The 25213-nt window shown below is 57.2% G+C and carries 27 protein-coding genes, 1 tRNA gene and 3 pseudogenes; 10 read left to right on the forward strand and 21 right to left on the reverse strand.

Annotation, left to right across the window (positions count from 1 at the left end):
- The first annotated feature begins 12 nt into the window (after positions 1-12).
- Genes PSH84_RS06180 through PSH84_RS06190 form a run of 3 tightly spaced genes read left to right on the forward strand, consistent with a single transcriptional unit; the run spans position 13 to position 1456 of the window.
- Positions 13-450, forward strand: coding sequence for a GNAT family N-acetyltransferase (locus PSH84_RS06180; protein WP_205929580.1), 438 nt, complete (start codon positions 13-15; stop codon positions 448-450).
- Complete coding sequence (locus tag PSH84_RS06185; protein WP_053117411.1) at positions 447-1160, forward strand: AzlC family ABC transporter permease; 714 nt, start codon at positions 447-449, stop codon at positions 1158-1160. The genes PSH84_RS06180 and PSH84_RS06185 overlap by 4 nt, the downstream gene beginning before the upstream one ends.
- Positions 1139-1456: an AzlD domain-containing protein gene (locus PSH84_RS06190; protein WP_122565219.1), complete on the forward strand. Its 318-nt coding sequence runs from the start codon at positions 1139-1141 to the stop codon at positions 1454-1456. The genes PSH84_RS06185 and PSH84_RS06190 overlap by 22 nt, the downstream gene beginning before the upstream one ends.
- On the opposite strand, the gene PSH84_RS06195 is transcribed toward PSH84_RS06190, so the two are convergent.
- The gene (locus PSH84_RS06195; RefSeq protein ID WP_305469257.1) at positions 1373-2299 is read right to left on the reverse strand and encodes a LysR family transcriptional regulator; all 927 of its coding nucleotides are present in this window, start codon (positions 2297-2299) and stop codon (positions 1373-1375) included. The genes PSH84_RS06190 and PSH84_RS06195 overlap by 84 nt on opposite strands.
- A gap of 393 nt (positions 2300-2692) precedes the next feature.
- Between PSH84_RS06195 and PSH84_RS06200 the strand changes: the two genes are divergently transcribed.
- The 3 genes from PSH84_RS06200 to PSH84_RS06210 all read left to right on the forward strand — a co-directional run bounded on the left by PSH84_RS06200 (position 2693) and on the right by PSH84_RS06210 (position 4657).
- Positions 2693-3244, forward strand: a complete 552-nt coding sequence (locus PSH84_RS06200; protein WP_305469259.1) for a PBECR2 nuclease fold domain-containing protein — start codon at positions 2693-2695, stop codon at positions 3242-3244.
- A gap of 325 nt (positions 3245-3569) precedes the next feature.
- A complete protein-coding gene (locus PSH84_RS06205; protein WP_003196771.1) occupies positions 3570-3980 on the forward strand; it encodes an MbcA/ParS/Xre antitoxin family protein in 411 nt (136 codons plus the stop codon).
- Positions 3980-4657 carry an RES family NAD+ phosphorylase gene (locus PSH84_RS06210; protein ID WP_305469260.1) on the forward strand — a complete coding sequence of 226 codons (678 nt, stop codon included), beginning with the start codon at positions 3980-3982 and terminating at the stop codon, positions 4655-4657. Before PSH84_RS06205 ends, PSH84_RS06210 begins: the two co-directional genes overlap by 1 nt.
- A 141-nt stretch (positions 4658-4798) precedes the next feature.
- On the opposite strand, the gene PSH84_RS06215 is transcribed toward PSH84_RS06210, so the two are convergent.
- From PSH84_RS06215 to PSH84_RS06230, 4 genes are all read right to left on the reverse strand, one after another.
- Positions 4799-6406, reverse strand: coding sequence for a methyl-accepting chemotaxis protein (locus tag PSH84_RS06215; protein WP_305469261.1), 1608 nt, complete (start codon positions 6404-6406; stop codon positions 4799-4801).
- 295 nt (positions 6407-6701) lie between these two features.
- The gene (locus tag PSH84_RS06220) at positions 6702-7967 is read right to left on the reverse strand and encodes a type II toxin-antitoxin system HipA family toxin (protein WP_305469263.1); all 1266 of its coding nucleotides are present in this window, start codon (positions 7965-7967) and stop codon (positions 6702-6704) included.
- The gene (locus PSH84_RS06225; RefSeq protein ID WP_305469265.1) at positions 7960-8211 is read right to left on the reverse strand and encodes a helix-turn-helix transcriptional regulator; all 252 of its coding nucleotides are present in this window, start codon (positions 8209-8211) and stop codon (positions 7960-7962) included. Before PSH84_RS06225 ends, PSH84_RS06220 begins: the two co-directional genes overlap by 8 nt.
- 266 nt (positions 8212-8477) lie before the next feature.
- Positions 8478-8756: a DUF3077 domain-containing protein gene (locus PSH84_RS06230; protein WP_024619250.1), complete on the reverse strand. Its 279-nt coding sequence runs from the start codon at positions 8754-8756 to the stop codon at positions 8478-8480.
- A gap of 562 nt (positions 8757-9318) precedes the next feature.
- On the opposite strand from PSH84_RS06230, the gene PSH84_RS06235 reads away from it, so the two are divergent.
- From PSH84_RS06235 to PSH84_RS06245, 3 genes are all read left to right on the forward strand, one after another.
- Positions 9319-9558, forward strand: a complete 240-nt coding sequence (locus tag PSH84_RS06235) for a type II toxin-antitoxin system RelB/DinJ family antitoxin (protein ID WP_027911784.1) — start codon at positions 9319-9321, stop codon at positions 9556-9558.
- Positions 9548-9838 (forward strand): type II toxin-antitoxin system RelE family toxin, encoded by a 291-nt coding sequence (locus PSH84_RS06240; RefSeq protein WP_305469267.1) that lies wholly within the window; start codon positions 9548-9550, stop codon positions 9836-9838. Before PSH84_RS06235 ends, PSH84_RS06240 begins: the two co-directional genes overlap by 11 nt.
- Positions 9839-10547: 709 nt before the next feature.
- A complete protein-coding gene (locus tag PSH84_RS06245) occupies positions 10548-11606 on the forward strand; it encodes a hypothetical protein (protein WP_305469269.1) in 1059 nt (352 codons plus the stop codon).
- A gap of 48 nt (positions 11607-11654) precedes the next feature.
- Here PSH84_RS06245 and PSH84_RS06250 read toward each other — a convergent pair.
- The 12 genes and pseudogenes from PSH84_RS06250 to PSH84_RS06305 form a co-directional block, all read right to left on the reverse strand.
- Positions 11655-11791, reverse strand: a pseudogene (locus tag PSH84_RS06250) (IS3 family transposase); the annotation flags it as partial.
- 218 nt (positions 11792-12009) lie between these two features.
- On the reverse strand, positions 12010-12993 hold the full coding sequence (locus PSH84_RS06255; RefSeq protein ID WP_305469271.1) for a hypothetical protein: 984 nt from the start codon (positions 12991-12993) through the stop codon (positions 12010-12012).
- A gap of 430 nt (positions 12994-13423) precedes the next feature.
- Positions 13424-14332 carry an ImmA/IrrE family metallo-endopeptidase gene (locus PSH84_RS06260; RefSeq protein WP_305469273.1) on the reverse strand — a complete coding sequence of 303 codons (909 nt, stop codon included), beginning with the start codon at positions 14330-14332 and terminating at the stop codon, positions 13424-13426.
- A gap of 17 nt (positions 14333-14349) precedes the next feature.
- Entirely contained in the window at positions 14350-14661 is a 312-nt protein-coding gene (locus PSH84_RS06265; RefSeq protein WP_305469275.1) for a hypothetical protein, read from the reverse strand.
- Positions 14662-14670: 9 nt separating this feature from the next.
- Positions 14671-14907: a colicin E3/pyocin S6 family cytotoxin gene (locus PSH84_RS28925; RefSeq protein WP_018606357.1), complete on the reverse strand. Its 237-nt coding sequence runs from the start codon at positions 14905-14907 to the stop codon at positions 14671-14673.
- Between the two features lie 226 nt (positions 14908-15133).
- A tRNA-Thr gene (locus tag PSH84_RS06275) sits at positions 15134-15209 on the reverse strand.
- A 75-nt stretch (positions 15210-15284) separates the two neighbouring features.
- Positions 15285-15960 (reverse strand): annotated as a pseudogene (locus PSH84_RS06280) (FkbM family methyltransferase).
- A gap of 216 nt (positions 15961-16176) precedes the next feature.
- Positions 16177-17409, reverse strand: coding sequence for a methyltransferase (locus PSH84_RS06285; RefSeq protein ID WP_305482410.1), 1233 nt, complete (start codon positions 17407-17409; stop codon positions 16177-16179).
- A complete protein-coding gene (locus PSH84_RS06290) occupies positions 17390-18079 on the reverse strand; it encodes an ABC transporter permease (protein WP_305482411.1) in 690 nt (229 codons plus the stop codon). The genes PSH84_RS06285 and PSH84_RS06290 overlap by 20 nt, the downstream gene beginning before the upstream one ends.
- Positions 18076-18771: an ABC transporter permease gene (locus PSH84_RS06295; RefSeq protein ID WP_122565230.1), complete on the reverse strand. Its 696-nt coding sequence runs from the start codon at positions 18769-18771 to the stop codon at positions 18076-18078. The genes PSH84_RS06290 and PSH84_RS06295 overlap by 4 nt, the downstream gene beginning before the upstream one ends.
- A gap of 77 nt (positions 18772-18848) precedes the next feature.
- A complete protein-coding gene (locus PSH84_RS06300) occupies positions 18849-19598 on the reverse strand; it encodes an ABC transporter substrate-binding protein (RefSeq protein ID WP_122565231.1) in 750 nt (249 codons plus the stop codon).
- 13 nt (positions 19599-19611) lie between these two features.
- Entirely contained in the window at positions 19612-20385 is a 774-nt protein-coding gene (locus PSH84_RS06305) for an ABC transporter ATP-binding protein (protein ID WP_014336086.1), read from the reverse strand.
- Positions 20386-20762: 377 nt separating this feature from the next.
- Between PSH84_RS06305 and PSH84_RS06310 the strand changes: the two genes are divergently transcribed.
- Positions 20763-21200, forward strand: coding sequence for a flagellar hook assembly protein FlgD (locus tag PSH84_RS06310; RefSeq protein WP_305469283.1), 438 nt, complete (start codon positions 20763-20765; stop codon positions 21198-21200).
- A 9-nt stretch (positions 21201-21209) separates the two neighbouring features.
- Here the strand turns inward: PSH84_RS06310 and PSH84_RS06315 are convergent, their stop codons facing one another.
- The 4 genes and pseudogenes from PSH84_RS06315 to PSH84_RS06330 form a co-directional block, all read right to left on the reverse strand.
- On the reverse strand, positions 21210-21656 hold the full coding sequence (locus PSH84_RS06315; RefSeq protein WP_122565233.1) for a hypothetical protein: 447 nt from the start codon (positions 21654-21656) through the stop codon (positions 21210-21212).
- A 40-nt stretch (positions 21657-21696) separates the two neighbouring features.
- Positions 21697-23931 carry an ATP-binding protein gene (locus PSH84_RS06320; protein WP_305469286.1) on the reverse strand — a complete coding sequence of 745 codons (2235 nt, stop codon included), beginning with the start codon at positions 23929-23931 and terminating at the stop codon, positions 21697-21699.
- A complete protein-coding gene (locus PSH84_RS06325) occupies positions 23928-24533 on the reverse strand; it encodes a biliverdin-producing heme oxygenase (protein WP_122565235.1) in 606 nt (201 codons plus the stop codon). Before PSH84_RS06325 ends, PSH84_RS06320 begins: the two co-directional genes overlap by 4 nt.
- A 193-nt stretch (positions 24534-24726) precedes the next feature.
- Positions 24727-25083, reverse strand: a pseudogene (locus tag PSH84_RS06330) (DUF1016 N-terminal domain-containing protein); the annotation flags it as partial.
- Positions 25084-25213 lie beyond the last annotated feature (130 nt).

A 25213-nucleotide genomic window follows, 5' to 3' on the forward strand; every position in this document is an offset into this window, starting at 1 on the left:
CGGCTCGAACCCATGGACGAGCCGACGCAGCAAGTCCTGCTGCGCCGGGCGATGATCCGGGACGCCGAGCGACTGGAGCGGTTCTTTCGCGGTTTCGACGAAGTGTCTTTCTGCGAGTGGCAGGACGCCCGATTCTTGCGTGGTGTGTTATTACAGGAAACCACCACCGCCTACCTGGCCATCGATGCGAGCGGCGAAGTAGTGGGCGCGGTGATCGGCGGCATGCTCGGTACCCGTGGCACGATCAATCACTTGGCGGTCAGCCCGCGGCATCGCACCAGAGGCCTGGGCCAGCGCCTGGTCGAGGCCGCATCGGCGGACATGAAGCGGGTCGGCGTGCTGCGCATGTTCCTTTTCGTCGACGATGCTAATCTGGCCGGCAAGCGTTTCTGGGCCGCCCAGGGGTTCTGTGAGCCCCGGGGTGAAATCACCTTCGAGAGGGATTTATGAACAAGACTTCCAGCCAGCCGCTGGCGGTCGAACCACAAGCCTCGCGTACCTTTGCTGAAGCCAGTCCGGTGGTAGCGGGTTATTTCACGGTTTCGTTTGTGTTCGGTCTGATGGCGGTCAACGCCGGGCTGCCCCTGTGGTTGCCAGTGGCGATGTGCCTGTTCGTCTACGCGGGCGCTTCGCAATTCGCAGCGCTGGCGTTGATTTCCAGCGGTGCGTCACTGACCACCATCGTACTCACTACGTTCCTGATCAATGCTCGGCACATGCTGATGTCGGTCTACATGGCCAAGGCCCTGCGTGCGCTGGGGCTCAGTCGTTTCGAGCGCTGGTGCTACGCGGCAGGGCTGACCGACGAGTCATTCGCTTTCCACAGCGTCAAGCTTGGCAGCGGGGCGCCGGTGAGCGTGCGCTACCTGGTCGGCTTCAACCTGTTCTGCCATACGTCCTGGGTGCTTGGTGGCTTGCTGGGCGCGGTGTGCGCGCAATACGCGGCGCACCTCATCAAATACCAGCTCGACTATGCGCTGACGGCGATGATGCTCTATGTGCTGGTTTCGTTGTGCGACACCCGTAACAAACTGATCGCAGCCCTGGCGGCTGTCGTCTGCATGGGCGGGCTGAGCCTGCTGGGCAGCTCGCCGTTCAATGTCTTCATTGCCACGTTCGTTGGCTGCGGGGTGGGCGTATGCCTGACCAAACGTTCCTGATTCTGGTCGTGGTCCTGATGATGGCGGTGACCTTCCTGCCGCGGGCCCTGCCGCTGCAGATCAATACCGACCACTGGCCGCCCTTCGTCGCCCGTGCCCTGGAATACCTGCCAGTGGCGATCGTCGCTGCCATCAGCCTGACCCCGTTGTTGATCAAGGACCAGCAGATACAGCTCGATCGCCCTGAGTTTTATGCCGCGATTCCGACGCTGTTATGTGCGTATTTCAGCCGCAACCTGTTTCTCAGTGTGGCGCTGGGCACGGCGGCGTACATCGCGCTCGGTTCGTTGCTGTAGCGTCAGGTCCACCACATCATGCAGCGCCTGGCCAGACAGCTCCGGATTATTCACGGCCAGGCGGACCTCAAGGAAATCCTCGAAGTCCGGGAAAATCGCCAGGCCGTTGCGCAACGCTGCCTCCCGGGACACCAGTCCCAAGCCATCGAGCTGGGTGATCAGCGACAACGTCAGCGTTTCACTGCAGGAATACACCATCCGCTGGCTCGACCCGTATTCGCCCAGGCCAGCGTCGAGAAAGCGCAGGAAACTGTGGGAATACGGACATTCTTCTGCCGGACGCACCTGAAACTTGCCACCCAGCAGGCCAAGGGAATCGTCTTCGTCGCCACAATGGGCGCCAACCACCTGCACCTGCACATCCGGCATAGTGATGCTGGTAAAGCCACCCGGTTGCTGCCCGATAAGGATCGCCAGGTCAAAATCTTCGTTCCTGAGCTTGCTCAGGTTCTCCATCGACTCGGCGTAGCTGAATTCCAATTGATATTGGGGGAACACGGCGATCAACCGATCAATCATCCGCCGGTTGAACTCCGCCGGCAGGGTGGTATTGAGCGCCACTCTGAGCGTGCGCTGTCGCGGCGTCTTGAGCGCCGCGACTTTTTCTTCCAATTGCCGGGTGGCAACCAGCACCTGATCCATGAAGGGGGTCAGTTCCGTGCCCTGGCTCGTCAACGTCAGGCCCTTGTTCGAACGCCGGAACAACCGGAAACCGAACTGCTCCTCGACCTTGTTCAACTGCGCCGCCAACGCCTGCACCGTGAGGCACGAATGCTCGGCCGCTGCCGACAACGAGCCGGTCTGCACGATACGCATAAGGTTGCGTAGGGTTCTGCTATCCATGAGGTAATGCCCTCTGCTTAAGTGGGCTCGCTATTGTTGTGCACCTGGGCCGGGCCAGGTGGTCATGCTGGCTATCATCATGCACCTTGCCACGCTTGTCGCGATTTTGTGCCGAAAAGCGCTGGCTGGCGATGGTTGGAGCTTATGCGGGATTTGGGGATTTTGCCGGTTTGGCGTGAATTGGCTTGTATCGTTCGCCTGGTTAACGCTTTGCCTGCAACCTTGTCAGAAACTTCCCAGGAAAGAAAAGGCTCTGGCTGATATCCCGCGTGTTGTTCGAACGGTTGAAATGTGGCGCTTACATTAGAGAAGCATCGCCACGTCTGGATCGTTTGGATAAAGGTAATTACCGGCGTCTACGAAACATGCAAGTGGTTGCTGAAGGTCACATGCATGAATCTTCCTGGGACGAAGGAGGTGTCTGGGCAAACAAGCTGGAAAAATCTTGGCTTGCCCGATATTCGAGATATTTCGGTCGCACCAACGGCCTCCCCAGTGCGGGAGTTACCCGGTGCAGTTGACTTCGACAGTGCCCTGAAACAGGTAGCCTTGGGTTTTGGGTTGCAGGAAGATATGGATACCGTCTGGGTAGACACACCGTATGTGCCGGTGATTGTCAGGCGGCGCTACCTTTTACATATCGTTGAGAAAAGACCCAACGCTCGAGAGCGCTTCACGGAATTTGCAGTGGATACGGTGCGCAACCCTTTGGAGATTTGGCGGGTTCTTTATTCTGATGGGTCGTATCGTCTCGCGTTCATCGGCGCTTACGCGGCGAAATACCAGATGCTTGTGGTGATCAATGTCGATCATGGACAGGTACTCTGGAATTTCATGAATTGCGATAAAAAACACTCAACAAGCACAGACATGGCCATTTGGTTTATCAGCGATGCCTGGCCCCCCAAGAATGAAAAAAGCAGCCCAAGGGCTGCTTTTTTTTGAAGAGGCGCTTGATATTGTGCTCCCTCAAGCAGGGGAGAAGAGGTCTCACCCGAGCGCTGATGTTCAGGTTATCAACGGGGTTCCTAACGCCGACTATCGCCACCTGAAGGCAGTCGGTTTCGCGCTCTTGAGGCCGATTTTCTGACATGGCTAAGGTTTATGTCAATCCGCCCCCCTGTTCTTCTTCAAGTCAGAAATGTAACAAGAGGAAGCGTGGAAAATTATCTACTCAGGCTTTTTTATTCGTATACGAATAAAAAATTAAAAATAATCCATATATGTACTATCCTCTAAGCACCACCCCGCTAAAAAGGAGCCCAAACCCATGGCGACTTCCTCCATCACCCTCAACGCACAGCAACAATTGGACTCCCCGGACGCGGGTCGAGTCGCGTTGAAGTTTTTCTTCAATCTCATGGCGCTCTGGGGCTGCAGCGTCGAGCAGCAACGCACATTGCTGGGCAAGGTGGGAAATACGACTTTCTACAAATACAAACAATTGCCGGAAAACGTGAAGCTGCCTCGCGATACGCTGGAGCGCATTTCATACCTCATGGGTATTCACAAGGCCCTGAGCATCATCTTCAGCAACAGCCGTGACCGTGCCTATCAGTGGGTCAGCAGCCCGAACACTGCGGCACCGTTCAACGGCCAGTCGGCGCTGTCCTACATGTTGACCGGGCGGGTAGTGGACATCGCCGATGTGCGGCGATACCTCGATGGAGTGCGCGGCTGATGGTGCCACCACTGACGGACCCGCAATGGAAACGGGCCTATCGGATCGTCAACAGCAGCTTCCCCCCGATTTCGCTGTTTGAAGACGTACTCGACCCTGAAGACCTGCCCACGGCTTACGCCCTGGAGGCGCTGACCAATGACCGGCTGATGGAACAAGCCGGCGTGCTGTCCCGGGTCCGCCCCGAGGACCGCGTTTCCGGGCCCGGCTCCTCGCCGGTGATGGCGGCGTTTACCCACATCGGCAAAAGCAGCCGCTTCAGCGACGGCACCTTCGGCGTCTACTACGCCGCCAGCAGCCAGGAAGCCGCCATTGCCGAAACTTGCTACCACCAGGCACGATTTCTCGGGGCGACGAACGAGCCAGACCTGGAATTGACCATGCGCACCTACGTCAACAAGGTCGTCAAACCCCTGCACGACATCCGCCACGACTACCCCCACCTCCACAATCCGGACCCTACGGCCTACGGCCCATCCCAGGTGTTCGCCCGACAGCTGCGGGAAACCTTGTCTTGGGGGCTGCTGTACAACAGCGTCCGCCTGCCCGGCCATGAATGCGTGGCCGCGTTTCGCCCCCCGGCGGTGTCGATTCCGGTGCAGGGCAAGCATATTCGATACGTCTGGAGCGCCCAGAAGCGGGAGATTTCGTTTGTGTTTGAGGTGAGTCAGGTGTGAGCCAGGGCTTTTTATCGCGTTTTATGACTGGGCAATAATTATTGCCCAGCCATAATTTTCAATAATTGACGATTATTGAAACTGGCGGCTGCTGTGCAGCCCAGCGGGAGCCAGCTCCCTGGCCACAAAAGTGTCGACTGATCAAATCTTGAACTGCTGCACCGAAGCCTGCATCGATCCCGCCGCATCGTTCAATTGATCCGCCGTTTGCGTCAGGTTGTGAATCGAGCGGGTGTTCTCACGGGATTGCTCGGCAATCGACTCCACTCGCTGGGCCATCTCGTCACTGGCTTTGGATTGCTCGGCAATCGTCTGGGAAATCTCCTCCACCACTTCGGCCGCATGCCGGGCACCAGTGCGGATTTCGCTGATGGAGACCCCGGCCTGCTGGGCCAGGTTGACGCCTTCGTCCACGCGGCTGACGCACGCCTGCATGTTCGCCACCGCGTCCCGTGCGCTGGACTGGATGCGCTCGATCATCGCGGTGATTTCCTGGGTGGACTGCGTCGTGCGAGCCGCCAGGTTGCGCACTTCGTCGGCCACTACCGCAAAACCGCGTCCCGCCTCACCGGCGCGGGCCGCTTCGATGGCGGCGTTGAGGGCCAGCAAGTTGGTCTGTTCGGCGATGCTCTTGATCACCTGGATGATGGAGTGAATGTCTTCAGACGAGGCGTCCAGCGCCGTGATCTTGCTGGACGACTGGTTGACCACCTCGGCGATCCGGTTCATGCCTTCTACCACCCCGAGAATCACTTGGCCGCCGCTGCTCGCCAAATGTTCGGACTGCGCCGAAATCGTCCGGGCGCTGTCGGCGTGCTGATGGATCTGGCTGATGTTCGCCATCATCTGCTCCATGCTCGCCGCCATGCTGGTCGCGCTTTGGGCCTGCTGATCGGCGCTGGACACAATCTGCCGCGCCGTATCGCCCAAATTCTGGGACGTGCCGTGTAATTCATCGCTCTGGTTGCGGATGGTGGCGATCATCTGCCGCAGATTGGTCTGCATTTGCTCGATCACGCCTTGCAACTGACCCAGTTCATCCTTGCTCTGAGCCCCCATCGAGCGCTGCAAATCCCCTTGGGAAATCGCCTGGGTATTGAGGATGATCTTGTTCAGCGGCGTCAGCACCGCCTTGAGCAGGCTCCACGACAACAGCGCCAGCGCCACGCAGGTGGCCAACAACGTCGCGATCAGCCAGCGCTCCGAGGTGTGAATGCTGTGGTCCTGATGCTCGCGCGATGACTGCGCCTGGTTTTCGATCAGCTCGCTCACCGCCTCGTTGCGCTCCTCCAACGCCGAAAACGCCCCGTCGAACTCCGCCCGCAACGCCTGGCCATCCTGGGCGCCATTCAGCGCCTTGCCGATCACTTGCTTGGCTTTATCGATGTAGGTTTCGACCTGTGGCTTGAGCTCGCCAATCGCCTTGGCGACATCCCCCGGCAACTTCGCCTCGGCGTTTTCGGCGATGACCTTGCGCATCCGCTGCGTATGCTCATCGAACGCCTCCAGCACCTCTTTGGGCCCCTGGGCATCCCCCGGCTTCACCAGCAGCGCGGCCAGCACATCGGCACGAATGGCGTCATGCATCATGTCCGCCTCCATGTGCTTGCGCATGGCCGAAATACTGGTCTCGTTCTGCACCAGGGCCTCGGTCATGGAGTGATAACCCCACAGCCCGATACCGCCGAGCAAAAGCGCAAAAGAAAGACTGACCAACCCCGAGCCTATGACCTTGGTGCGGATCTTCATTGCCTACTGCTCCTGGAGCGGGGGAATTCTGGGAAAGTGTAGTCGAGTGCCGGCCGAGCCTTGGGGCAGGCGATGCTCTTATCCGAAGCTATCGGCGGGGGAATTGATTAGATGAATACGCCGCAAACCCGTGGCGAGGGAGCTTGCTCCCGCTGGGCTGCGATACAGGTAGCTCGTTCGTTCTATCAGCTCTACCGCACGCACCGGTTTTACGGCGGCTTCGCCTCCGAGCGGGAGCAGGCGCCCTCGCCACGGGGGCCGGCAGGCTCAAGGTCCTTGCGAACATAAGTCGAGTTCATTTTTGCGCCAATGGATTCCCCCTGAACCGCAACGGTGCCGAGTCATAAAGTGCGGCAAACCGACCCGCGTCCCACTCTCCTCGCATACCCTCCAGCAACCCTCCATCAACTCGATACCCGCTGCTCGCCAGCGCCTGGCTCATCGCATCGGCGATTCGTTCGATGATCAAAGCGGGTTTATCAACTTTGCAATGCTTACGACCGAACTCGATCAATTGCTTGCGATCAGGATAATTTTTTACCTTGTTCATCTTGATCGCCAATGTGCGATCTACCAGCGAGCGGCCAGACTTGGGGTTGTAGTGTTCATAAACCGTGGTGGTGGTGACATCAAAAACCGGCGCCAACCGCACGCTTTCCGGCGCGTCCGGATGCGTATAGATAACACCAAAGTTTTTTAGATGGGCGTCGCCGTTGCGCACCATGACCGAGAGGCACACCGAGGAAAAAAAGCGCTCCAACTCGCGAACCGGTTCAGCATGACGGCATACCTGTTCCACTACTGCGGCAAGGATTTCGTAGCTTTGGGAGTATTTGTAATTGTCGTGGGGGTCTTTGTGCAGGCCGAGCAACGCCGCCATGTCTTCGAACCCCAGCCGTCCGGAAGGGGTCAGGTCGAACCTTTCCATAACAAACAACTCGCCGTTTTCCGAGAGCCAGAATGGCGGCGTTTCAAGACCTGCCAGGCGAGCCGCCTCCAGGCAAAGGAATTCGTTTTGCGCCAAATGGGCATACTCATCGGCACCGGATTTAACGATCAGATCGGAGCTGAGCATAGTTTTTCGATCACCCGTCAGCTTGTCCAAGTCAGGTACGAGTACCTTGGGCTGCACACCCGAAATACCTGACTCGAAATACGTATCGACCAGAAAATCAAAAACGCTTTGTGAAATGTCCGCCGACAGAATGTCCTGCAGTCCGACCTGAGCACGAACAGGCACCGAAGCCTCGACAGGATTTATATAGCTGAGTCGCCCGATTTGATTGCCGCCTATTACCGACAACAGGCGCATATCGTCGACCTGCATATGCCTAGCCATCCGACGCTTGATCTGGTCCGCCAGAAAACCCTCAGGCACATTCATGTCAAATATCGGATGAAGGACATTGCTGACTGAAGGCGTAGGGTCATAGGGCATGACCAGCGAAACCTCCCGAGGCGCCTCGGCACTGGCGTAAGCAAACGAGAATTGCGAACCTTTGGACAAATCGCCGCTATAGCCTTGTGGTGTCATGACATTGAGCAGCTTGACCCTACTCATCATGTTCCACCAGATCCGCTAGGGATTTGAGATCGATGCGTTTATCGACGACTTCCAGTGCCATCCCCAATGCCGACACGACCCGAAACAGGGTGTATATGGCCACGTTTTCACCGGCTTCAAGGTCGATGATTGTCTTGCGATTGCAGTGGGCTTTTTCAGCGAGACGCTGTTGGCTGTAGCCTTTTGCACGGCGTAGCGAACGCATTCTTTCGCCGAGAGCTGAGGGATTGAGAATAAGCACGATGTCCACCATAACGGACTTTTTTCGAGTGAGCCCAAAGTATGTCCTTAACGGCGGACATTTCAAGCATCTTATTACGGGCATCCCAGAGTGGGAAAGGGACTGATCACACTACCTGAAACTCTGCTTCTGAAAATCTCGTAGGAATTTGCTTCCTGTGGCGAGGGAACTTGCTCCCGCTGGGCTGAAGCAGCCCTTCTTTAATCCGCTCCTGTAAATAAAAAATTCAATGCTGCCCGTTCGGAGCAGCATTGCAGCGGCGGCCCTTAAGCCGGATTGCTCCCTGGCGCCTCCAGCACCTTCACCACGTCATCGATGACGGCCTTGCTCATATCCTGCAAATAACACGACGCCCAGGCATACCGGTCCGTACTGCGGATCATCGCCGCGTCCTCGGCCAGGACCTTGGCAACGTGGAGCAGGTCAGAGGCGTGGGACAGGGCTTCGCCGATGGGGATGCCGCTGTTGACACGGAATAGCGGGCGGTCGGAGTGGTAGCAGAAGGGGGTTAGGCCTGGGGTTTTGAGGTCTTGCGGGTTTGGCATTGTCTGGCTCCTTGACTGTGAGAGCCGCAACCGTCCTTTCCTACGGGATTGGGTGGCGGCCATGCACGGGGTAGGAAAACCGGGAATCAAGGCACCCGGCACACCCGAAGGTGTCCCGCGCACAGCCGCCATAACGCCTATCGCAGACACAAAAAAAGCGCCTGCAATAGTAAGCGAGGCGCAGATGCGCCTTGATTTACTTCGGGTTTCCTACGCCCGGTCGCTGAATTGGCAGCGACGGTCAGAGAGTAGCGGGCGATTGGGTAGGGTGCAATCGTGGCGCGATGCTGGCGGGGGAGGGCCTCGTTTTGCATGTGTGGATCTGCCGAAAACATCCCATAGTTTTAGCGCATAAAAAACCCGCACGATTTGAGCATGCTGACCGGGTCAACCTAGGCTTGGCGGGTATTTGGCAGCCATTTTTGGTTGCTGGAAAAGGTCGTCAACGTCCTGATGAAAGCATTTGTAACTCTGGATTGGAGGTGGGGGAGGTCTGGGGCTTGCCGGATTCAAGCTTTTCCTTCAATGTAAAGACTAATGTCATTACAGTGAGGGCCATCTCATGGCTTCCATCAACGTCCGTATCGACGACGACCTCAAGGCGCGTGCATACCGCGAGCTGGAAAAGCTCGGCGTTACCCCTTCTGAGCTGATGCGCCAAGCCTTGCAGTACGTAGCGGAGCGCGGCCAGTTACCGTTCAAGCCCGTCCTGATGACCGAGGACGATGAAGCCTTGATCGCAACGGTGCGCGAGCGACTCGCAGCCCCGCAGCGGGTTAAGGTTTCGCTAGATGACCTATAGCCTCGAATTCGATGCACGGGCACTAAAGGAATGGCAAAAGCTAGGGAATACCGTCCGTGAGCAGCTCAAAAAGAAGCTCACTACGATCCTGGCCAATCCACGCGTCGAAGCAAACCGACTGCATGCCTTTCCTGATTGCTACAAGATTAAGCTGCGCAGCAGCGGTTATCGGTTGGTTTATCAGGTGATTGATCAGGAGGTCGTGGTGTTTGTCGTGGCCGTCGACAAACGTGAACGAGATCAGGTTTATCGGAAAGCGGCTGAGCGACTAGGTGGTTGAATTCGACGGGCGGTGCGACCATCGAAAAAGGGGACTAAATTAATCCATTTTTTTGCGCCCTCCTATAAATACTCTTAGTTAGGAACAACCTCGCCATTTTCGGCTGAGGTCCATTCCTCCTGGCTGGAGTTCAACTCATGAAAACCATGATCGTTTTTTGATAACGAAAGGACTCTCTCCGGACGAAAATTGAACACCCTAGAAACAACAAAGCCCCCGCATTTCTGCGAGGGCTTTGTTTTGTATGGTGGCACCAGACGAACGGTAGATTGCAGCGAGGCTAGGTTTTCTGCGGATCTGGAATTCGGTGGAAAATTTGGCGTACCCCAACTAGTAACTATAAATAAGTCAGCTATTTATGGCGTTCGGTGGAGTCGAATCCGGGATCTACGAGGTGTCGGCGCGTTGTCGATCTGCACGTAGTTCACCCCAGAGCAGCGCTCCGCATGGTAAACCTCATGAGCTCGAACGCTGCCGACGACGTGCCGGCTTAGGTAATTGGCAGGGTTCGGCTGCGGTTGAACTCGCAGCCCGAGGAGATTGCGTGGTGTGACGGGGATATGATGCATCGATGGAAGGCAGTGGATATGTGGTGAAACTGGCATTGGAAACCAAAGACTCATAGACTCGCGGTCGCCCGCTTGAGCAGTCGGGCTCAGCGTTAATTTGGATCAGGCAGATTTTAAAAAGATGAAGGGAATCCTCCTACATGCAAGCTGAAATTTTGTGGTCTGCTATTTTGGTGCCGCCCCTATTTGTTGTCGCCATTATCATGCTGACGATCGTCATAAAGGCAGATAAAGCCCCATCGCTTCTAGCGATGGTTACATTGAACTCGAAAAAGAGCCTTGCCCATCAGCCGCTGCTCTGGTTTAGTCTTTGCTTACCCTTGACCTATTTTTTTTCCTTTGGCGCTATCGTTTGGGGGCAGTCCAGTTTGGATCTTAGTGATAAGGGCTTTGAAAATTTTATAAGAATAAGTACCTTACCATTGCTTCTACTATCTCTGGCGCTACCGTTTTCCCTGTTGATATGGCGGTTCCACGCAACTTTACAGACGGCGGAACAAATCGAGCTTGCCTCATATAAAAACAATATTGATACTTACTACGCGCACAAGAAGGCGCTGATTGATCATTTCGGCGGGATTCCTGCGCGTACGTATGAGGGTGGCATTAAAGCGGTGTTTGCATTGCATCCTAGGCTACATTTGAAGTTCTTCAAAAATACACCTCCGAATGAAGGCATTCCGGATATCAATGCTGCGTGTTTTGAAGAGGCAATCAATTTTCTTAGGACTGCTCGGCATGCCATATATGTAACGCTGACCACTGCGGATGATGTCGAGCGCGTTCAGAATTACATAGTTGCCTGCGATGAAGTCTATCAATTAGGCAGTCTTTTGGTGCTTGAGCCTATTTTTGGGCAGCTATATGAGAAGAGTTTAAAGCGAAAGTATCCGGACTGTATAAAAACATCCGAAGATGGACGTAGGGCATTTACGCCGTTGGGTGATAATAGCGATGAGTTGATAGGCGCTTACCGCTATTGCCGGTCATTCATGAGGCTTTTGTGTGAGTTCGCAGGCTATGACATTAAGTTTTTCGAACGCGACGGACGGTACGACTTTGTCGACAAAGGTCGGCACTACCTCCCTAAATCGAAAGAACGTAGAGTTGAAGCCATCCTATCCGTACTGGAGCTATACATTTATAACAGCGATGCCTTTGTTGAGACCCCATCAGTGGAACAACCGACTAAAGCCTGATGCCATGTCCAGGATATTAGGCCTGGCCATGTAGTGGTCAGTTAGTGGTCAACTAATTCCGTTCACGACGTTAGGTTTTTTCTGGCCTGAACTGGCACCAATACACCGTTGAATTGATGGGGTCGAATCCAGTTGTACCGATGTGTCAGATAATAGCTGATGTTTAGGTACTCTTCTTTGGCTGTCTCATTGTACAAGTTGAACAGCAGCTAAAGAACTGGTAACCGTGTCATCAGTTCCGTTGGGTAACGTGACCGACCGACTTTGCCCCGGCTGAGTCAGGGAACCCGGCGGTCGATTCAGGCAGAGATGGCAGCAAGTCCACATGCTTGTTAAGCAGAGCCAAGGGATCCCTCAAACTATCCAGTTTCGCTTCACGTTCTTGGTCGGCAAATTAGCAATCTCATTGTTGCAGACCTTTATAAGCTTTTCCTATTCGTAGCAGGAGTGCTTGGACATCGTTACCAAATAAAACTGTGATGCCGTCTTGGTTTTCGGCGAGGTGTCGGTTCTGCTCCGCATGAGCTTTGGTCACGATCAGGATCTTGTCGATTAAACGAACTTTCGGATCGTCACTCCAGTAAGCATCGGGCTTGTTTAGTTGTTTAAGCGGTGCTTCTGAGACTTTGCCGATGTAGTCCTTTACTTGAATAGCGATGAGGTAACTGTAATCGGTCAGTCCTGGGATCGTGATGGAGATATCGGTACCGTGATGCACTTCTTCAGGGCCACCGCGACGTGTCACTTTGCAAGGGGTAGGGTACAGGCGCTTGAGTCCTTCAACCAAGGCAAACTCCCATTCCGCGTTGGAGAAGCCGTTGGCTATCTTTTCGTATAGCGAGGTGGTGAATTTTTGCTCATCAAAGGCGGCTGCAAAGCTATCTTGGACCGTATCGGCAAAGCGATCGGTAAAGCTTTGGCTGCTGCGCATGGCGTTGTCATCTAAAGCAATTAGCACTTCAATTTCTTTGGCGCAGGAGTCTAGGCTCCAGAACCTTGATCTAGAACCCAGTGCAGCACGGATCTTGCCAGGCACATTGGCATTCTTGCGGGTGAACTGTTTGAGTTGTTTGACCGGGAAGCTGTGGCCATAGTCCTTGAACATCGGATCAGGCGCATAGGAATAGCCAAGGTTGAAGTCTTCCGTTGCTTCCACGAGGGCCACCTCATGGTGGTTGGGCAGCCTTGGGACCAGAAGGATGTCGCCCTTTTTCACCTTGTTGTAGATTGGCAGGTTGCGTTTAGCGCCACCGCTGAGGTCTGGGTGAGTCAGCTCCTGATCTGGTGTTTCCCCCCAGCCTTGGTGTAGCCGTCCTTTTTCTAATTTTTGCCGGAAAAACGCAATATTGCGTTTGTCGATGCGGTAACCCCAGTAATTCCTTGACATCTATTTCTTCCAAGTTAATCAGTAGCTGACCATGATTTTCGGCAACAACATCGCTGTTGCCGGTGACTTCGGTGTTTGTCACGCCGATTGTCACAAGGGGAAATGCCGCAAAGCCTTGTACGAGGTGGGCTGCAGCAAGGGTAGGAGCGCCCGTCTCTTTCCGGAAGAAAGAGACGGGCGCAGGTTGGCGCAAGGAAATGGCCAAGCGGATAGGTTGCTGCAGGGCAGCTATGAAAGGGGATGAGTTGCCGCAATGGGCACACCGGTAAAAGTAGGCATCCATCACATCGCTGTGACCGTGCGAGCCGCCGGACGCTAATCGCACTTTGGGTGAACCACCACGGTGTGGCGGAACCACAAAGGATCTGGCTACTGGGTTTGCTTTCAGCGGCAGCGCTTTGCCCGATCTTCTCTACGCTTGTTTGATCACTCAACCCCGCCGTTTCAATTCCCTCACCCGCTTGATCACAAACTGTTCAAATAGCTCATGTTTGGTCACCACATCGAACATTTCATATCGTGTAAATGCACGGATGACGGCACCGCATATTTCTGCTTCGTCGAGCGCCTTATTTTTGCCGTAAGCAGCAGCCAGGATGCCATTCATGTTCTGCAAGTATTCCTGCATGCCGGTGTCACCCAGGATTTGGGCATAGACTTCCCGCCACGGTCTTTTGTCTACTTCCTGTATGTCGCGTCCGACAAATGTCCAGCTCATGTAAAGCTGGCCGTCTATTTCGAAGCTTTCAAAACGACTGTCCGTCTGGAAGGTATCGCTGCTGACTAAGGTGTTTCGTTCTGGTGGGTAGGGTGCGGTTTGGGATTTTCGTCTGCTAAGGACTCTGGATGCGCCGTCTACCTGTACGCAAATCACTGGTTGAGGGAGCGGGCGTAATATTTTATTGAATGTTGCTTCTTTGGATGCCCCTGCCAAGGTAAGGACCGAGCGGAAATATTGCTCCACACAGGATGAGGCTTTGAACGCTTCACGCAACCAATCGGAGGGCATCAACAGCTCTGCGGCAAATCGATTGGCTTCGGTTTCCATCTGGCTGTAGGCGGCATCAACTTCCCCGTTTTCCAAGTGGGATACGATTGTGCCGGTATGCCATGGGATGACAACATGCCCAATCTCGTGGGCTAACGTGAATTTTCGACGGGTACCGGGAGCGCTTGAGTTGATCAGGATACGAGGCTTAGTAGTAGCGCCGATACCAATTGTGATTCCGTCCACGCCGAACGGCAGTTCAAGGTATTCAAGCTCCCCATAGGCAGAGGCGAGCTGTTCTAGATCGTAAGGCGGTGTCAGTTTGCGGATGGCCAGGACGCGACTGGCCATTTTTTCTTCTGGGGTCACTAGATCTTGCCCACGCTGCGTAGCCACGCTTCGACTTTGGTCGCTTCAGCGACCGATCGTGCTCGCGCAGCAATCGCAAATTTATCTTGATCGAGTTGCTCCTTAAGAGAGGTGCCGTATTTGTGGGCAGTCAATACAAAAGGTAAGACAGAAGGGGTTGTTGACCACAGCTGGTACTCTTCCCACTTCATGCCCAGGTACTCATGCAACTGCATGTCGGCACCTTGACGGCCTTCGTGCCAGTCCTCGACGAATCGGTCGATCTCTTCTTCCAACACATCGCCTTTAAGGCAAAGCTCTACAAAATTCATATGAACCTCTCAGTTCGGTTTGATCCTTCGTCCACGGACGGCAGGTTTCAAAGCAAGCCCGGTTTCAGGGCAGACCGAACCCAGGTGAAAGCCACGTCGGTCGAAGACTTCAAACTCGCCATGAAGCGAATCCCATGAGTAGTATCGTTGCTCTACGGCATCAAAGTAGTACTTACGGCCACCCTCTACATACGCGACTCTGAAACCGCTGACAATAGAAGGATCAGGTCTTGGTTTGCCACCCATCCAACGTTCCCTTAATCCCGAAAACTGGTTTTGGCATCGTTGCCAAGGAGGGGTCGGACTATACCGCAGCTGGATTGGGGTGGGCGGCAGCCTGAAGCGTGGATCGTTTCAAGAAATCGCAAGCGCCATATGAGAGGCGTAAGAGCCTCTAAAACGAAAAAACCCGCCAGAAGGCGGGTTTTTCGGGGATTCCAGAGATTTTGAAAGCCTTCTATGGAACCTTGTATGGTGCCGGCACCAGGAGTCGAACCCGGGACCTACTGATTACAAGTCAGTTGCTCTACCAACTGAGCTATACCGGCGTGTGGGCGACGATTATAGCGATTGGGTGCGTTCTGTAAACCCCTGAATTCTGACTATTTTTGCGCAGGTCCGGCTTAGGCGCGGTGCAGCAGGTTGCGCAGTTTGTTCAGGGCTCGCCAGGTGCGGCTGTTTTGCATGGCGTGGAGTTGGGCTTCGGCTTGTTCAGCCCGTTGCAGGGCGGCACTGAGTTGTTGGTTCGTGTCGTCGACGGGGTGGCTGAATTTGTGGCCTTTGCAGAGTTGGAAGCCGTCGAGGTTGCACGGGGGGATGTCGAAGGCGGGTTTGAGGGCCAGGTGTTCTTCGGCGAGGTAGTAGGTGTTGATGCCGTCGAACAGGATGGACTGGTAGCCGGTGTCGGTCACCAGGGTTTCCCAGACCTGGTCGCGGGCCCATGGGGTTTCGATGAGGATGATCCAGGGGCGCCAGCGGCTGAAGTCCATGCCGCGCAGCACGGTTTCTTCGTGGCTCTCGACGTCGATTTTCAGGAAGTGGATAGGGCGGTCCTGGGCGTATTGCTCGCAGATGGCGGCCAGGGTGCGGGACTGGACGGTCTGGTTGCGCACGTCCATGCCGGCGTCGCGGTGTTGTTGGCAGAGCGCGTCGTAGTAGGCCGACACTGGCTCGATGTTTGCCGCGCCAGCTGCGGTCTTAAAACGCTCGGGTGCCCGAATCATCTGTCGGATGGTTGGCGCCGACGTCGAGGTAAAAGCCGTTTTCCACCGAAGGGCGGGCACTGAATTCGGCGGTTATGTCGTTTTGCTTAGACGCTTATGCACAACGGGCAGGATGAGTCGCGGTACATCTTGCGATTTTGTGACCGCTTTCGCGTTTAGTCGCAAATGCCTGTTTTCATGGTTTTTTATCCATGTGAACAAAAAATGACCAATGCTGATTCGGTCAGGAAATCACGGATTTCTGGGATCCGAGTTTATTTCATCAACAGAGTTATCCACAGGCTGTTTCGTCTCAGTAACGCTCTGCCAGCAACAACAGATTGCGTGGTGTCAGCGGCGTTTCGCAGAAGGTGCCGAGGCGAACGTCGTAGCCTTTTTGCGTGAGGAAAAGCGCCCGGTCCAGCACCAGCCAAAGCTCCAACGGCCGTCGGAAAAGGCCTCGCAGCAACTCCAGGTTGCGCACCTCGGCCAGGCGCTGGTGGCCCGCTGCTTCCAAGGCGAGCCAATCAGGCGTGCCGACTGTGGATAAGTCTTTCAGGGCCGCCAGATCGGTGCAGTACTGGGCGAAGGATTTTTCCAGCCAAACGGTGGGCAGTGACGGCGTGGGCAGGTAGTCGTCGCACCCTCTGATTTGCCGTTGCAGCAAATCGAAGCCCAGGCGCCAGGCCATGGAGTGGTCCCGTTGTCTTCTGACGCGCGCGCCGGCGGTGACGGTTTCGGTCAGGGGCAGGCTGAGATCGTCGAGCGACAGCTGTAGGGTAGAGCCCTTGGCGGCGTCGGACAGCGCTTGATAGCGCTCGGTGTTGATGCGGTTGTAACAGCACGGCGCGATAGCCAGTTGTGCACAACCAGCGGCGCTGGCCAGCTGTATCAAGCGCACATGCAGGTCACCGCAGGCGTGCAGAGCCACGGGCGTATGTTCGGGGTGGAGCGCCTGGGTGGCGTCTGCCGCTAGCACGTCTTGTTGCAGGTGCGTGGCAGACAGGCGATGGCGCAGGCTCAGTTGTTGGCCGCTGGCGACCAGTGCGGGGTCGTACTCCAGGCAGGTCAGTTGTTGTTCGTTCTGCAGCAGGCGTCGACCGAGATGGCCTTTGCCGGCGCACCAATCCAGCCAGTGGGTTGGCCGGGTGGTGAAGCGCAGGCGACTGGCGAAGGCTTCGATCTGCTGCCATTTGCGCCCGGGCACGTCGACGTTCAGGCGGTGGCTTGGCGCTTCGAGCGTACTGGCAGGCAATTCTGCGACAGCGCTCAATGCGCGGGAGATTGTGGCCAATTCCGGGAAGGGCGCTGGTGCGTCTTCCATCAACCACGGCTGATGATGGTCGTTTTCCGCAGCTTCCAGCGAACGCTGGCGTAGCCATCGGGCCAATTCTGGGTGAGACGTTTCCCAAGGCAACTGCAGATGGGTGAACGGGCGCGGTTTCCACAGTGCCTGGTGCGCCGTGAGAAAAACGTCCAGTGCCGTGAAGCGGGCGAGCAATGCCTCGCCCGTCAGCAGGCCGCTGTCAGCGTCCTTGGCAGGCATCGACGCGCAACCAGCGTTCCAGCTGCTTGAAGCCTTGCACCAACACGAAGGACATCAGCAGGTAGAACATGCCAGCCGCGAAGAAGATCTCCACCGGCAGGTAGGTCCGGGCAATGATGGTGCGGGCCATGCCGGTGAGTTCCAGTAGGGTCACGGTGCTCGCCAGGGCGCTGGCCTTGAGCATCAGGATCACTTCGTTACTGTAGGCCGGCAGGCCGATGCGCGCGGCGCGGGGCAGCATGATGTAGAGAAGCGCCTTGGGTCGCGACATGCCCAGGGCCCGTGCGGCTTCGATCTCGCCCTTTGGGATGGCCTGGATCGCGCCGCGCAGGATCTCGGCGATGTAGGCAGCGGTGTGCAGGGTCATGGTGACCGTAGCGCACCAGAACGGGTCTCGCAGGTACGGCCACAGCGCGCTGCTGCGCACGGCATCGAATTGCGCCAGGCCGTAGTAGACCAAAAACAGCTGGACCAGCAGCGGCGTGCCACGGAAAAAGAAGATGTAGGCGTAGGGCAATGCCCGCACCTGCCACAGGCGCGAAGAGCGGGCGATGCCCAGTGGGATCGCCAGCAGCAGCCCGGCGATCACGGCGATGGCCACCAGCTCCAGGGTCAGTGTCGCGCCCTGGGCCAGCTTCGGTAGCCACTTGATGATGACGTCCCAGTTCATTGGGTGCTCCTGGTAAATCCACGGGCGGCGCGTCGTTCCAGCAGGTGCATGCCGATCATGGCGAGCACCGTCAGGCCCAGGTACATGAACGCTGCGACCGTATAGAAGGTGAACGGTTGTTTGGACACGGTCACGCCGATTTGCGCATGGCGCATGATTTCTTCCAGGCCGATCACCGAGACCAACGCGGTGTCCTTCATCAGGATCATGAACAGGTTGCCCAAGCCAGGCAGGGCGATGCGCCACATTTGCGGCATGATCAACCGGGTAAAGATCCGCCACTTCGACAGGCCCAGGGCAACACCGGCCTCACGGTGGCCCTTCGGGATCGCCAGGATCGCGCCGCGAAACACTTCGGTGGCGTAGGCGCCAAAGCACAGGCCCAGGGCAATGACCCCGGCGGCGAAGGCGTCAAGGGCGAGGTCGGGTTTGCCGAAATACTCACCCAGGGCACGCATCAGGTTGACGGTGCCGAAATAGATCAGCAGCACCCAGAGCAATTCCGGGATGCCGCGAACCAGCGTCGAATAGGTGCCGCCCAGCCATTGCAGCGGCTTGTAGGGCGAGGTCTTGGCCAAGGCGCCGAGCAGGCCGAGCACCAGCCCCAGGCAGAGGGCCGTGAGCGCCAACTTGACGGTCATCAGCGCGCCGGCGGCGAGCGCCGGGCCGAATCCGTAGAGATCGATCATCATGGGTAAGAGTTCATATCGCGGCAGGCTTTGCTAAGGGCCGGCGCTGCTGGGAGCCGCGCCGGCCAGGCACGCCAGCATCAATAGATGCTGAACGGGAAGTACTTGTCGTTGATCTTTTTATAGGTGCCGTCGGCAACAATTTCTTTCAAGGCAGCGTTCAGCTTGTCGCGCAGCGGGTCACCCTTGCGCACGGCGATGCCGATCTTGTCGCCCTCTACCACCGGGTCACCTTTGAATTCGTAAGCACGGCCAGCGTCGGTTTTCAGCCAGTCGTAGTTCACGTATTTGTCTGCCAGGATTCCGTCGAGACGGCCGGAGGTCAGGTCCAGGTAGGCGTTTTCCTGAGTGTCGTAGAGTTTCAGTTCGACGCCTTCCATGTTGTCTTCCATCCAGGTGCCGGCGAGCGTGGAGCGCTGTGCCCCGATGACTTTGCCCTGGAGAGATTCTTTATCGATTTTGAAATCGACGTCTTTCGGTGCAATGAATTGCAGTTTGTTGGAGTAGTACGGGTCGGTGAAGTCCACGGCCTGCTTGCGTTCTTCGTTGATCGACAGCGAAGAAATCAGGAAGTCGAACTTCTTGGCGTTCAGGGCCGGGATGATGCCGTCCCAGTCGGAGGTGACCACTTCGCACTCGACTTCCATCTTGGCGCACAGGGCGTCGCCGATGTCTTTATCGAAACCCACGACCTGGCCGCTGGCGTCCTTGTTGTTGAACGGCGGATAGGCCGCTTCGATGCCCATCTTCAGCTTTTCGGCCGCCATGGCACTGGCCGAGAAGACCAGGCTGGCCGCTGCGGCCACGAGGAATTTCTTGTAGGTCTGCATGTGTACTGCTCCGTTAGCGGTTGCTGGACATGAATTGTTTGCAGCGCGCCGAAAGCGGGTTCTCGAAGACCTGCTGTGGCGATCCTTGCTCCTCGACCAGGCCTTGATGAAGGAACACGACTTCGCTGGAAACCTGACGGGCGAAGCCCATTTCATGGGTGACCAGCAGCATGGTGCGTCCTTCTTCGGCCAGGGCGCGGATCACACTAAGTACTTCCTGGACCATTTCCGGGTCAAGGGCGGAGGTGGGTTCGTCGAACAGAATCACCTTGGGCTGCATCGCCAGCGTGCGGGCGATGGCCGCGCGTTGTTGCTGGCCGCCAGACAGTTCGGCCGGGTAGGCGTGGCGCTTGTCGGCGATACCGACCTTGGCCAGCAGTGCTTCGGCGACTTCGACGGCTTCAGCCTTGCTCTGGCCAAGCACCCGGCGCGGGGCTTCGATGATGTTATCGAGCACGCTCATGTGCGGCCAGAGGTTGAAGTTCTGGAAAACAAAACCGATCTCGCTGCGCAGGCGGTTGATCTGTTTGCCGTCGGCGGCCACCAGCTCACCGTTCTTGGCGGCCTTGAGCTTGAGTTCTTCGCCGGCCACCAGGATCTGGCCCTGGTTGGGGTTTTCCAGCAGGTTGATGCAACGCAGAAACGTGGACTTGCCGGACCCGGAGGATCCGAGGATCGAGATCACATCGCCGTCGCGGGCGGTCAGCGAGACGCCTTTGAGCACCTCCAGCTGTCCGTAGCGTTTGTGCAAATTGCGGATTTCAAGCGCGGGCGTGGCCTGGGCCATGTGCGGTCCTCATGGTATGTGCTCCCTTGCTGTTGGCTGCCTTCCTTGGCGAGGCGGCCAAGCTAGCATGCGTCCGAATGGCAGCCAACAGCGCTACGGGCGGTAAACCGGTGATGTGCGGCAGGTTGTCGCATCGGCACAGCAGACTGTCGCGCCATCAACAACCGAACGGCCGTTTGAACCCTGTTTGCCGGTGAAAAACCCGGGGAGTCGCGTAAAAAAAGGCGCGATGGTGCCAGCTTTGGGCGGGGGTTGGAAGGGTTAACCGGATGAGCGTACTATTCCGATTGGCATTCGACTCAACTTCCAATCGGTCTGAACATCGATGTTCATAAATCGATCAAACGAGGTGGCGTCCAATATCAGGAGTTGTGGTCATGAAGTCGCTATTTTGCCTCATCGTGTTAGGCGCGCTGCTTTTTCCCGTCATGCTCAACGCCACCAACCTCGCCCCTGTAGACAACACAGGCGTCCAGGTCCACCCCATGCAGCAGAACGGCATCACGTATCTGTCCGGCGGTATCGGCGAGGACGAAGCTCGGGCCATCGGGCAGGCCCAGGGTTACAACGTGCACATGACCTTTGCGATCGGCCCGGAAAATAAGTACGTCCCGGATGTGGACGTGACCGTGCAGAACGCATCGGGACAAACAGTGCTGACCCTCAGCGATGCCGGGCCGCTGGTTTATGTGCAACTGCCGCCGGGCAAGTACAACGTGGTGGCGACGCGCAACGGTGAGGCGCGGCGCGACACCGCTGAGGTAGGCAGCGGGGCCGCACGCAACCTGGTGTTCCATTGGAACAGTGACGAATAGCCGGTCGGCTTATTCGCTGGCGGGTTCTTCCAGGGTCTGGCGATAGCGGTCCAGCGCCTCGCTGAAGTCCTTGATGAACTCCGGTGTGCTGAGCCAGCGTTGGGCGGTCTCGCGGTCCATGTCATCGACCCACATGCGGTAATCCACCAGCATGTCGGCGGCCAGGTTGGTCGCCGCCATGCTTTCGTTTTCGGCGTTTTTCAGGTCGAGCAGGCCTGGGCGTTCGATGATCATCACGCTCAGGGACGTGAGCAGCGTATCGAGCATTTCACTGCGGCTGACGGCCTCGGCTTCGCGCAGCTTGGCGAACAGTTCCAGCACGTAGACCGGTGGCTGAGCTGTGGCGTGGGCCGGGTCACCATACATCGGGATGGATTTGCGCCCGGTCATGCGGATCTGCTTGGCTTTGTCTTTGGCGCGCTTGGCGCGTTTTTGCTGTTTGTTCAGTGAGGCCATTGGGCTTCGGTTTCCAATTCGTTAGGGGACGGTGCCCGGCTCAGTCGATTTTCGGCACGGTAAAGCGGAATTCGCTGCCCTGGCCTGGCTGGCTTTCGGCGTGCAGTTTACCGCCATGGGCCTGGACAATCCCCTTGGAAATGTACAACCCCAGCCCGGTGCCGTTCGGGTTGCCTTCCTTGGTCGTCCAGTAGCGCTCGAAAACATGAGGCAATTGCTCTGGCGCAATCCCTTCACCGGTGTCGCGGACGCTGAACACGATCTCGTTACCGACGGACATCGCACTGATGCCCACCGAGCCCTGCTGCGGCGTGAACTTGATGGCATTGCCGATCAGGTTGGACAGCACCTGGAACAGCCGCTCGGGGTCGGCGTTGATCCTCAGGTTGGGTTCGGTATGGAAGGAAATGTCGATCGCCTTGGCAGTGGCCAGCGGCGTCAGTAGCGAGCAGGCGTCGTCGAAGATCTGGCTGACGTCCATCGGCTGGGGATTGATGGTGTAGCGCCCGGCATCGATGCGTGAAGTGTCTAGCAGGTCTTCCAGCAGCGTGTTCATGCGGCTGGTGGCCTGTTGCATGGTGTCGATGGCGGAAGAAATTCGCTTGGAACTGTGGGATCCGTCGGAACTGAAGGCCTTCTGCATCATGCCGCAGAGCATGGAAATGACCGTCATCGGGCTGCGCAGGTCATGGGAAACCACGGCCACCAGTTCATCGCGCGCTTGTACGGCCAGGCGCTCTTTGTGCACCTGGCGGGCCAGGTCGTTTTCCAAGGCCGAGCGGCGCAGGTCGTTGGCGGCAAACAGATCGCCATGGGTCCATTTGGCACTGATGCCGGCCATTTCGACTTTCCAGATCTCGAAAGACGTCCGGGGCCGTAGGCGCAGGCCGGTCTCGCTGTTTTCCAGGTCCAGGGGTTTTTGCGGGTCGCCGCTCCATTGGAGGGTTTGCTTCACCTCGGGGCGGAACCACAGCACGCCGTTTTCCACAGGCTTGGGCAGGTGGATCGCCAGCACGCCGCTCGCCACGTCCTGATAAGTCTGGGCAGGTGCGAAGACGCTGCTCAGGTTGTGGTGGGAAAACACGGGCTTGCCGGTTTCCAGGATCCATTTGTGCAGCTCGCGGATCTGCTCCGGTTCCGGGCACTGGCCATGGCGATGCAGTTTGTTGTTCTCGAAAATCGCCACGCCGCTGGCGCCGGTCAGGTCCATGAGCCGTTGCGGCTCGTGGGACAAGCCGTCGAATACGTTATCGCTGGATTCGGCCATGACCGCGGCGAGGACCTTGAGGTCTTCCAGCTTGGCGTCCCGTTGCCGGGTCAGTTCCAGGGCCTGCATAGCGCTGATCTGCAATGACAGCACCTGGCCGATGGTCTGGCAGGCCATGCGCATTTCATGAGGAACCAGCAGCGGCTGGCGATTGCCGCAACTGATCAGTCCCCACAAGCGTTCACCTTCCATCAGCGAGATGCTCATGGACGACAGCACGCCCATGTTTTTCATGTACTGGCGGTGGATCGGCGAGACGCTGCGCAGTGTGGCAAAACTCAGGTCCAGGGGTGCCTGGGTGTCGGGGCGCAGTTCCGGGACCAGCGGCACCGGCGCGTAGTCGGCGTTGGGGATGATCCGCAGCCAGTTGGTGCGATACAGCTCGCGGGCCTGTTCGGGAATATCCGATGCCGGGAAAAACAGGCCTTTGTAGAGCTCCATCGACGGCGCGCTGGCCTCGGCAATCACCTGGCCGTGGCCTTCTTCCTCGAAGCGGTAGATCAGCACCCGGTCGTAACCGGTCATGGCCTGGATTTCCCGCACGCTGATTTCGTACAGGGCCTGAAGGGTTTTCGCACTTTGCAGGCGTTGCAGCATGCGGCCCATGTTGGCCTCGCCGCTGACGCCTTCGGGGCGATAGTCGCTCAGATGCTGTTCCAGTTCGATGATCAGGGCGCCCTGGTGGCGATGCACCAGGGCATCAAAACGCTGCTGATTCACGACAATGGCCACGGGCGCGTTGTCGCTTTCCGGCGCGGCGCGGCAGGCGATGAGGATCGCCTCGGCCTGTTCCAGCCCCAACAGTGCATCGAGTGTCTGGCCCAACAACCTGTGGGGATCTTGCGCCATCAATTGCAGCACGTTGGCGCTGATCTGACGGATCACGAAATCGGGCTCGGACAGCATCAACAACACGCCGTGAGGTTGGATGGCCCCAGGAAAGCGAATCGGTTCGTCTGCACAATTGGCCAGCAGTTCTTCGAAGGCTTCCTGGTTTTCCGGGGTCATAACAGTACCTTTTGGCTGTCCAGCCAGTGTTCAAAATGAGAGAACGTCGCCTTGGCGGCGCGTGTGACTTCGAACACCTGGGCCTCGCCAAGGTTCCTGTCGTCCAGGTATTGGAGGAAATCCCTCCAGCGTCGGCCGGTGAGTTCGCCATACACATTGAGAAAGGCCGCGCCGCTGGAAGCATCAAGGCCGAGCTGCTCGGCCACCCTGCGCCGCAGGATCTGCCCGCCGAGGGTCGCGCCTTCCAGTACGTAGGAAACGCCGAGCGCGGCGGCTCGGGAGTCGATTCGCGGCAGTGCCTGGCAAAGGGGCAATGCCTCGATAGCCGCTTCATCCAGGCCCAGTGCCGCGAGGTCGGCCCGCAATACCGGGAGTTTGATGCGCAAGGATTGGTCCAGCCCGGTTGGAATCAACGCCAGCACATGAAGCCGTTGCTCCAGCGGCTGATAAAAACCGTAGTAGGCCGCCATCAGGCGCCGGTACAGATCCAGGTCCAACTGTTGCGAGAAAAACGGCAAGCGTTTTTCCAGGGCTACGTGCAGTTCAGCGGTTTCGGTCCGCAATGCCTGGATCAGGGAAGGGTGAGGCGCGGCCGGTGACATGCAGGATGAAGCTCATTGACTGAAGCATTGCTGGAAAAAAAGCGCATGAATATTACATGGGTTTTTTGAGTGCGCGGTCATTGGCTTTTACTCCTTCAAGTCGCTGCGCCCGATCGCCCCTTCCTCGAGGCGCGCCTGTTCACGGTCCAGCTCGTTGCGCAGTTCTTCTTCGGTGGGGAGCACCAGCTGATACTTCGACGCGTAGCAGCGTTCGATAGTGAGTCCAGCTCAATTCGTGACGCAGTGCGTCACAGATTGGAAACGCCTGATAAAAGAGGCGCATGTAGCGCAAATTTGAAGCATCAAACCCTTTCCCAAACCGCGCCGTCAACACCTTCGCCAACGACGGTAGCAACCTTGCACCATAGGCCGCCCGTTCGGCGCCGCCTTGTTCAAATTCGATGATATGCCGGCCGATCTGCCAGCAGATTTGCACTTGGAGCGTATCGACGGCACGTAGAACCTTCTGGCGTGCCTGGCGAATCAGCTCGCCGAGTTCGTTGATCAAGGGGGCGAGCTGAGGGTCATCTTGGGGCAGCAGTGGCGTCATCGCAGTGTCCAGCCATTGAGAGGGGCAGACCGCAAGGATGCTCCGGGCGACGTTTCGATGATGCCGGACGAGGCTGATTGCTTGGGAGGAAAAATAGCGGATTGACGCAGGACGGATATGACGCCGCCCC

Origin of the sequence: Pseudomonas beijingensis (genome assembly GCF_030687295.1) — a bacterium.
GTDB classification, from domain to species: domain Bacteria; phylum Pseudomonadota; class Gammaproteobacteria; order Pseudomonadales; family Pseudomonadaceae; genus Aquipseudomonas; species Aquipseudomonas beijingensis.

Coding starts and splice junctions, on each gene's coding strand:
- PSH84_RS06320 (WP_305469286.1), bottom strand. CDS start 23,931: ATGACCCCGGAAAACCAGGAAGCCTTCGAAGAACTGCTGGCCAATTGT.
- PSH84_RS06200 (WP_305469259.1), top strand. CDS start 2,693: ATGAATCTTCCTGGGACGAAGGAGGTGTCTGGGCAAACAAGCTGGAAA.
- PSH84_RS06180 (WP_205929580.1), top strand. CDS start 13: ATGGACGAGCCGACGCAGCAAGTCCTGCTGCGCCGGGCGATGATCCGG.
- PSH84_RS06325 (WP_122565235.1), bottom strand. CDS start 24,533: ATGTCACCGGCCGCGCCTCACCCTTCCCTGATCCAGGCATTGCGGACC.
- PSH84_RS06190 (WP_122565219.1), top strand. CDS start 1,139: ATGCCTGACCAAACGTTCCTGATTCTGGTCGTGGTCCTGATGATGGCG.
- PSH84_RS06290 (WP_305482411.1), bottom strand. CDS start 18,079: ATGAACTGGGACGTCATCATCAAGTGGCTACCGAAGCTGGCCCAGGGC.
- PSH84_RS06265 (WP_305469275.1), bottom strand. CDS start 14,661: ATGAATTTTGTAGAGCTTTGCCTTAAAGGCGATGTGTTGGAAGAAGAG.
- PSH84_RS06220 (WP_305469263.1), bottom strand. CDS start 7,967: ATGAGTAGGGTCAAGCTGCTCAATGTCATGACACCACAAGGCTATAGC.
- PSH84_RS28925 (WP_018606357.1), bottom strand. CDS start 14,907: ATGGGTGGCAAACCAAGACCTGATCCTTCTATTGTCAGCGGTTTCAGA.
- PSH84_RS06195 (WP_305469257.1), bottom strand. CDS start 2,299: ATGGATAGCAGAACCCTACGCAACCTTATGCGTATCGTGCAGACCGGC.
- PSH84_RS06260 (WP_305469273.1), bottom strand. CDS start 14,332: ATGGCCAGTCGCGTCCTGGCCATCCGCAAACTGACACCGCCTTACGAT.
- PSH84_RS06300 (WP_122565231.1), bottom strand. CDS start 19,598: ATGCAGACCTACAAGAAATTCCTCGTGGCCGCAGCGGCCAGCCTGGTC.
- PSH84_RS06210 (WP_305469260.1), top strand. CDS start 3,980: ATGGTGCCACCACTGACGGACCCGCAATGGAAACGGGCCTATCGGATC.
- PSH84_RS06205 (WP_003196771.1), top strand. CDS start 3,570: ATGGCGACTTCCTCCATCACCCTCAACGCACAGCAACAATTGGACTCC.
- PSH84_RS06305 (WP_014336086.1), bottom strand. CDS start 20,385: ATGGCCCAGGCCACGCCCGCGCTTGAAATCCGCAATTTGCACAAACGC.
- PSH84_RS06255 (WP_305469271.1), bottom strand. CDS start 12,993: ATGTCAAGGAATTACTGGGGTTACCGCATCGACAAACGCAATATTGCG.
- PSH84_RS06215 (WP_305469261.1), bottom strand. CDS start 6,406: ATGAAGATCCGCACCAAGGTCATAGGCTCGGGGTTGGTCAGTCTTTCT.
- PSH84_RS06235 (WP_027911784.1), top strand. CDS start 9,319: ATGGCTTCCATCAACGTCCGTATCGACGACGACCTCAAGGCGCGTGCA.
- PSH84_RS06295 (WP_122565230.1), bottom strand. CDS start 18,771: ATGATGATCGATCTCTACGGATTCGGCCCGGCGCTCGCCGCCGGCGCG.
- PSH84_RS06230 (WP_024619250.1), bottom strand. CDS start 8,756: ATGCCAAACCCGCAAGACCTCAAAACCCCAGGCCTAACCCCCTTCTGC.
- PSH84_RS06310 (WP_305469283.1), top strand. CDS start 20,763: ATGAAGTCGCTATTTTGCCTCATCGTGTTAGGCGCGCTGCTTTTTCCC.
- PSH84_RS06240 (WP_305469267.1), top strand. CDS start 9,548: ATGACCTATAGCCTCGAATTCGATGCACGGGCACTAAAGGAATGGCAA.
- PSH84_RS06185 (WP_053117411.1), top strand. CDS start 447: ATGAACAAGACTTCCAGCCAGCCGCTGGCGGTCGAACCACAAGCCTCG.
- PSH84_RS06245 (WP_305469269.1), top strand. CDS start 10,548: ATGCAAGCTGAAATTTTGTGGTCTGCTATTTTGGTGCCGCCCCTATTT.
- PSH84_RS06315 (WP_122565233.1), bottom strand. CDS start 21,656: ATGGCCTCACTGAACAAACAGCAAAAACGCGCCAAGCGCGCCAAAGAC.
- PSH84_RS06285 (WP_305482410.1), bottom strand. CDS start 17,409: ATGCCTGCCAAGGACGCTGACAGCGGCCTGCTGACGGGCGAGGCATTG.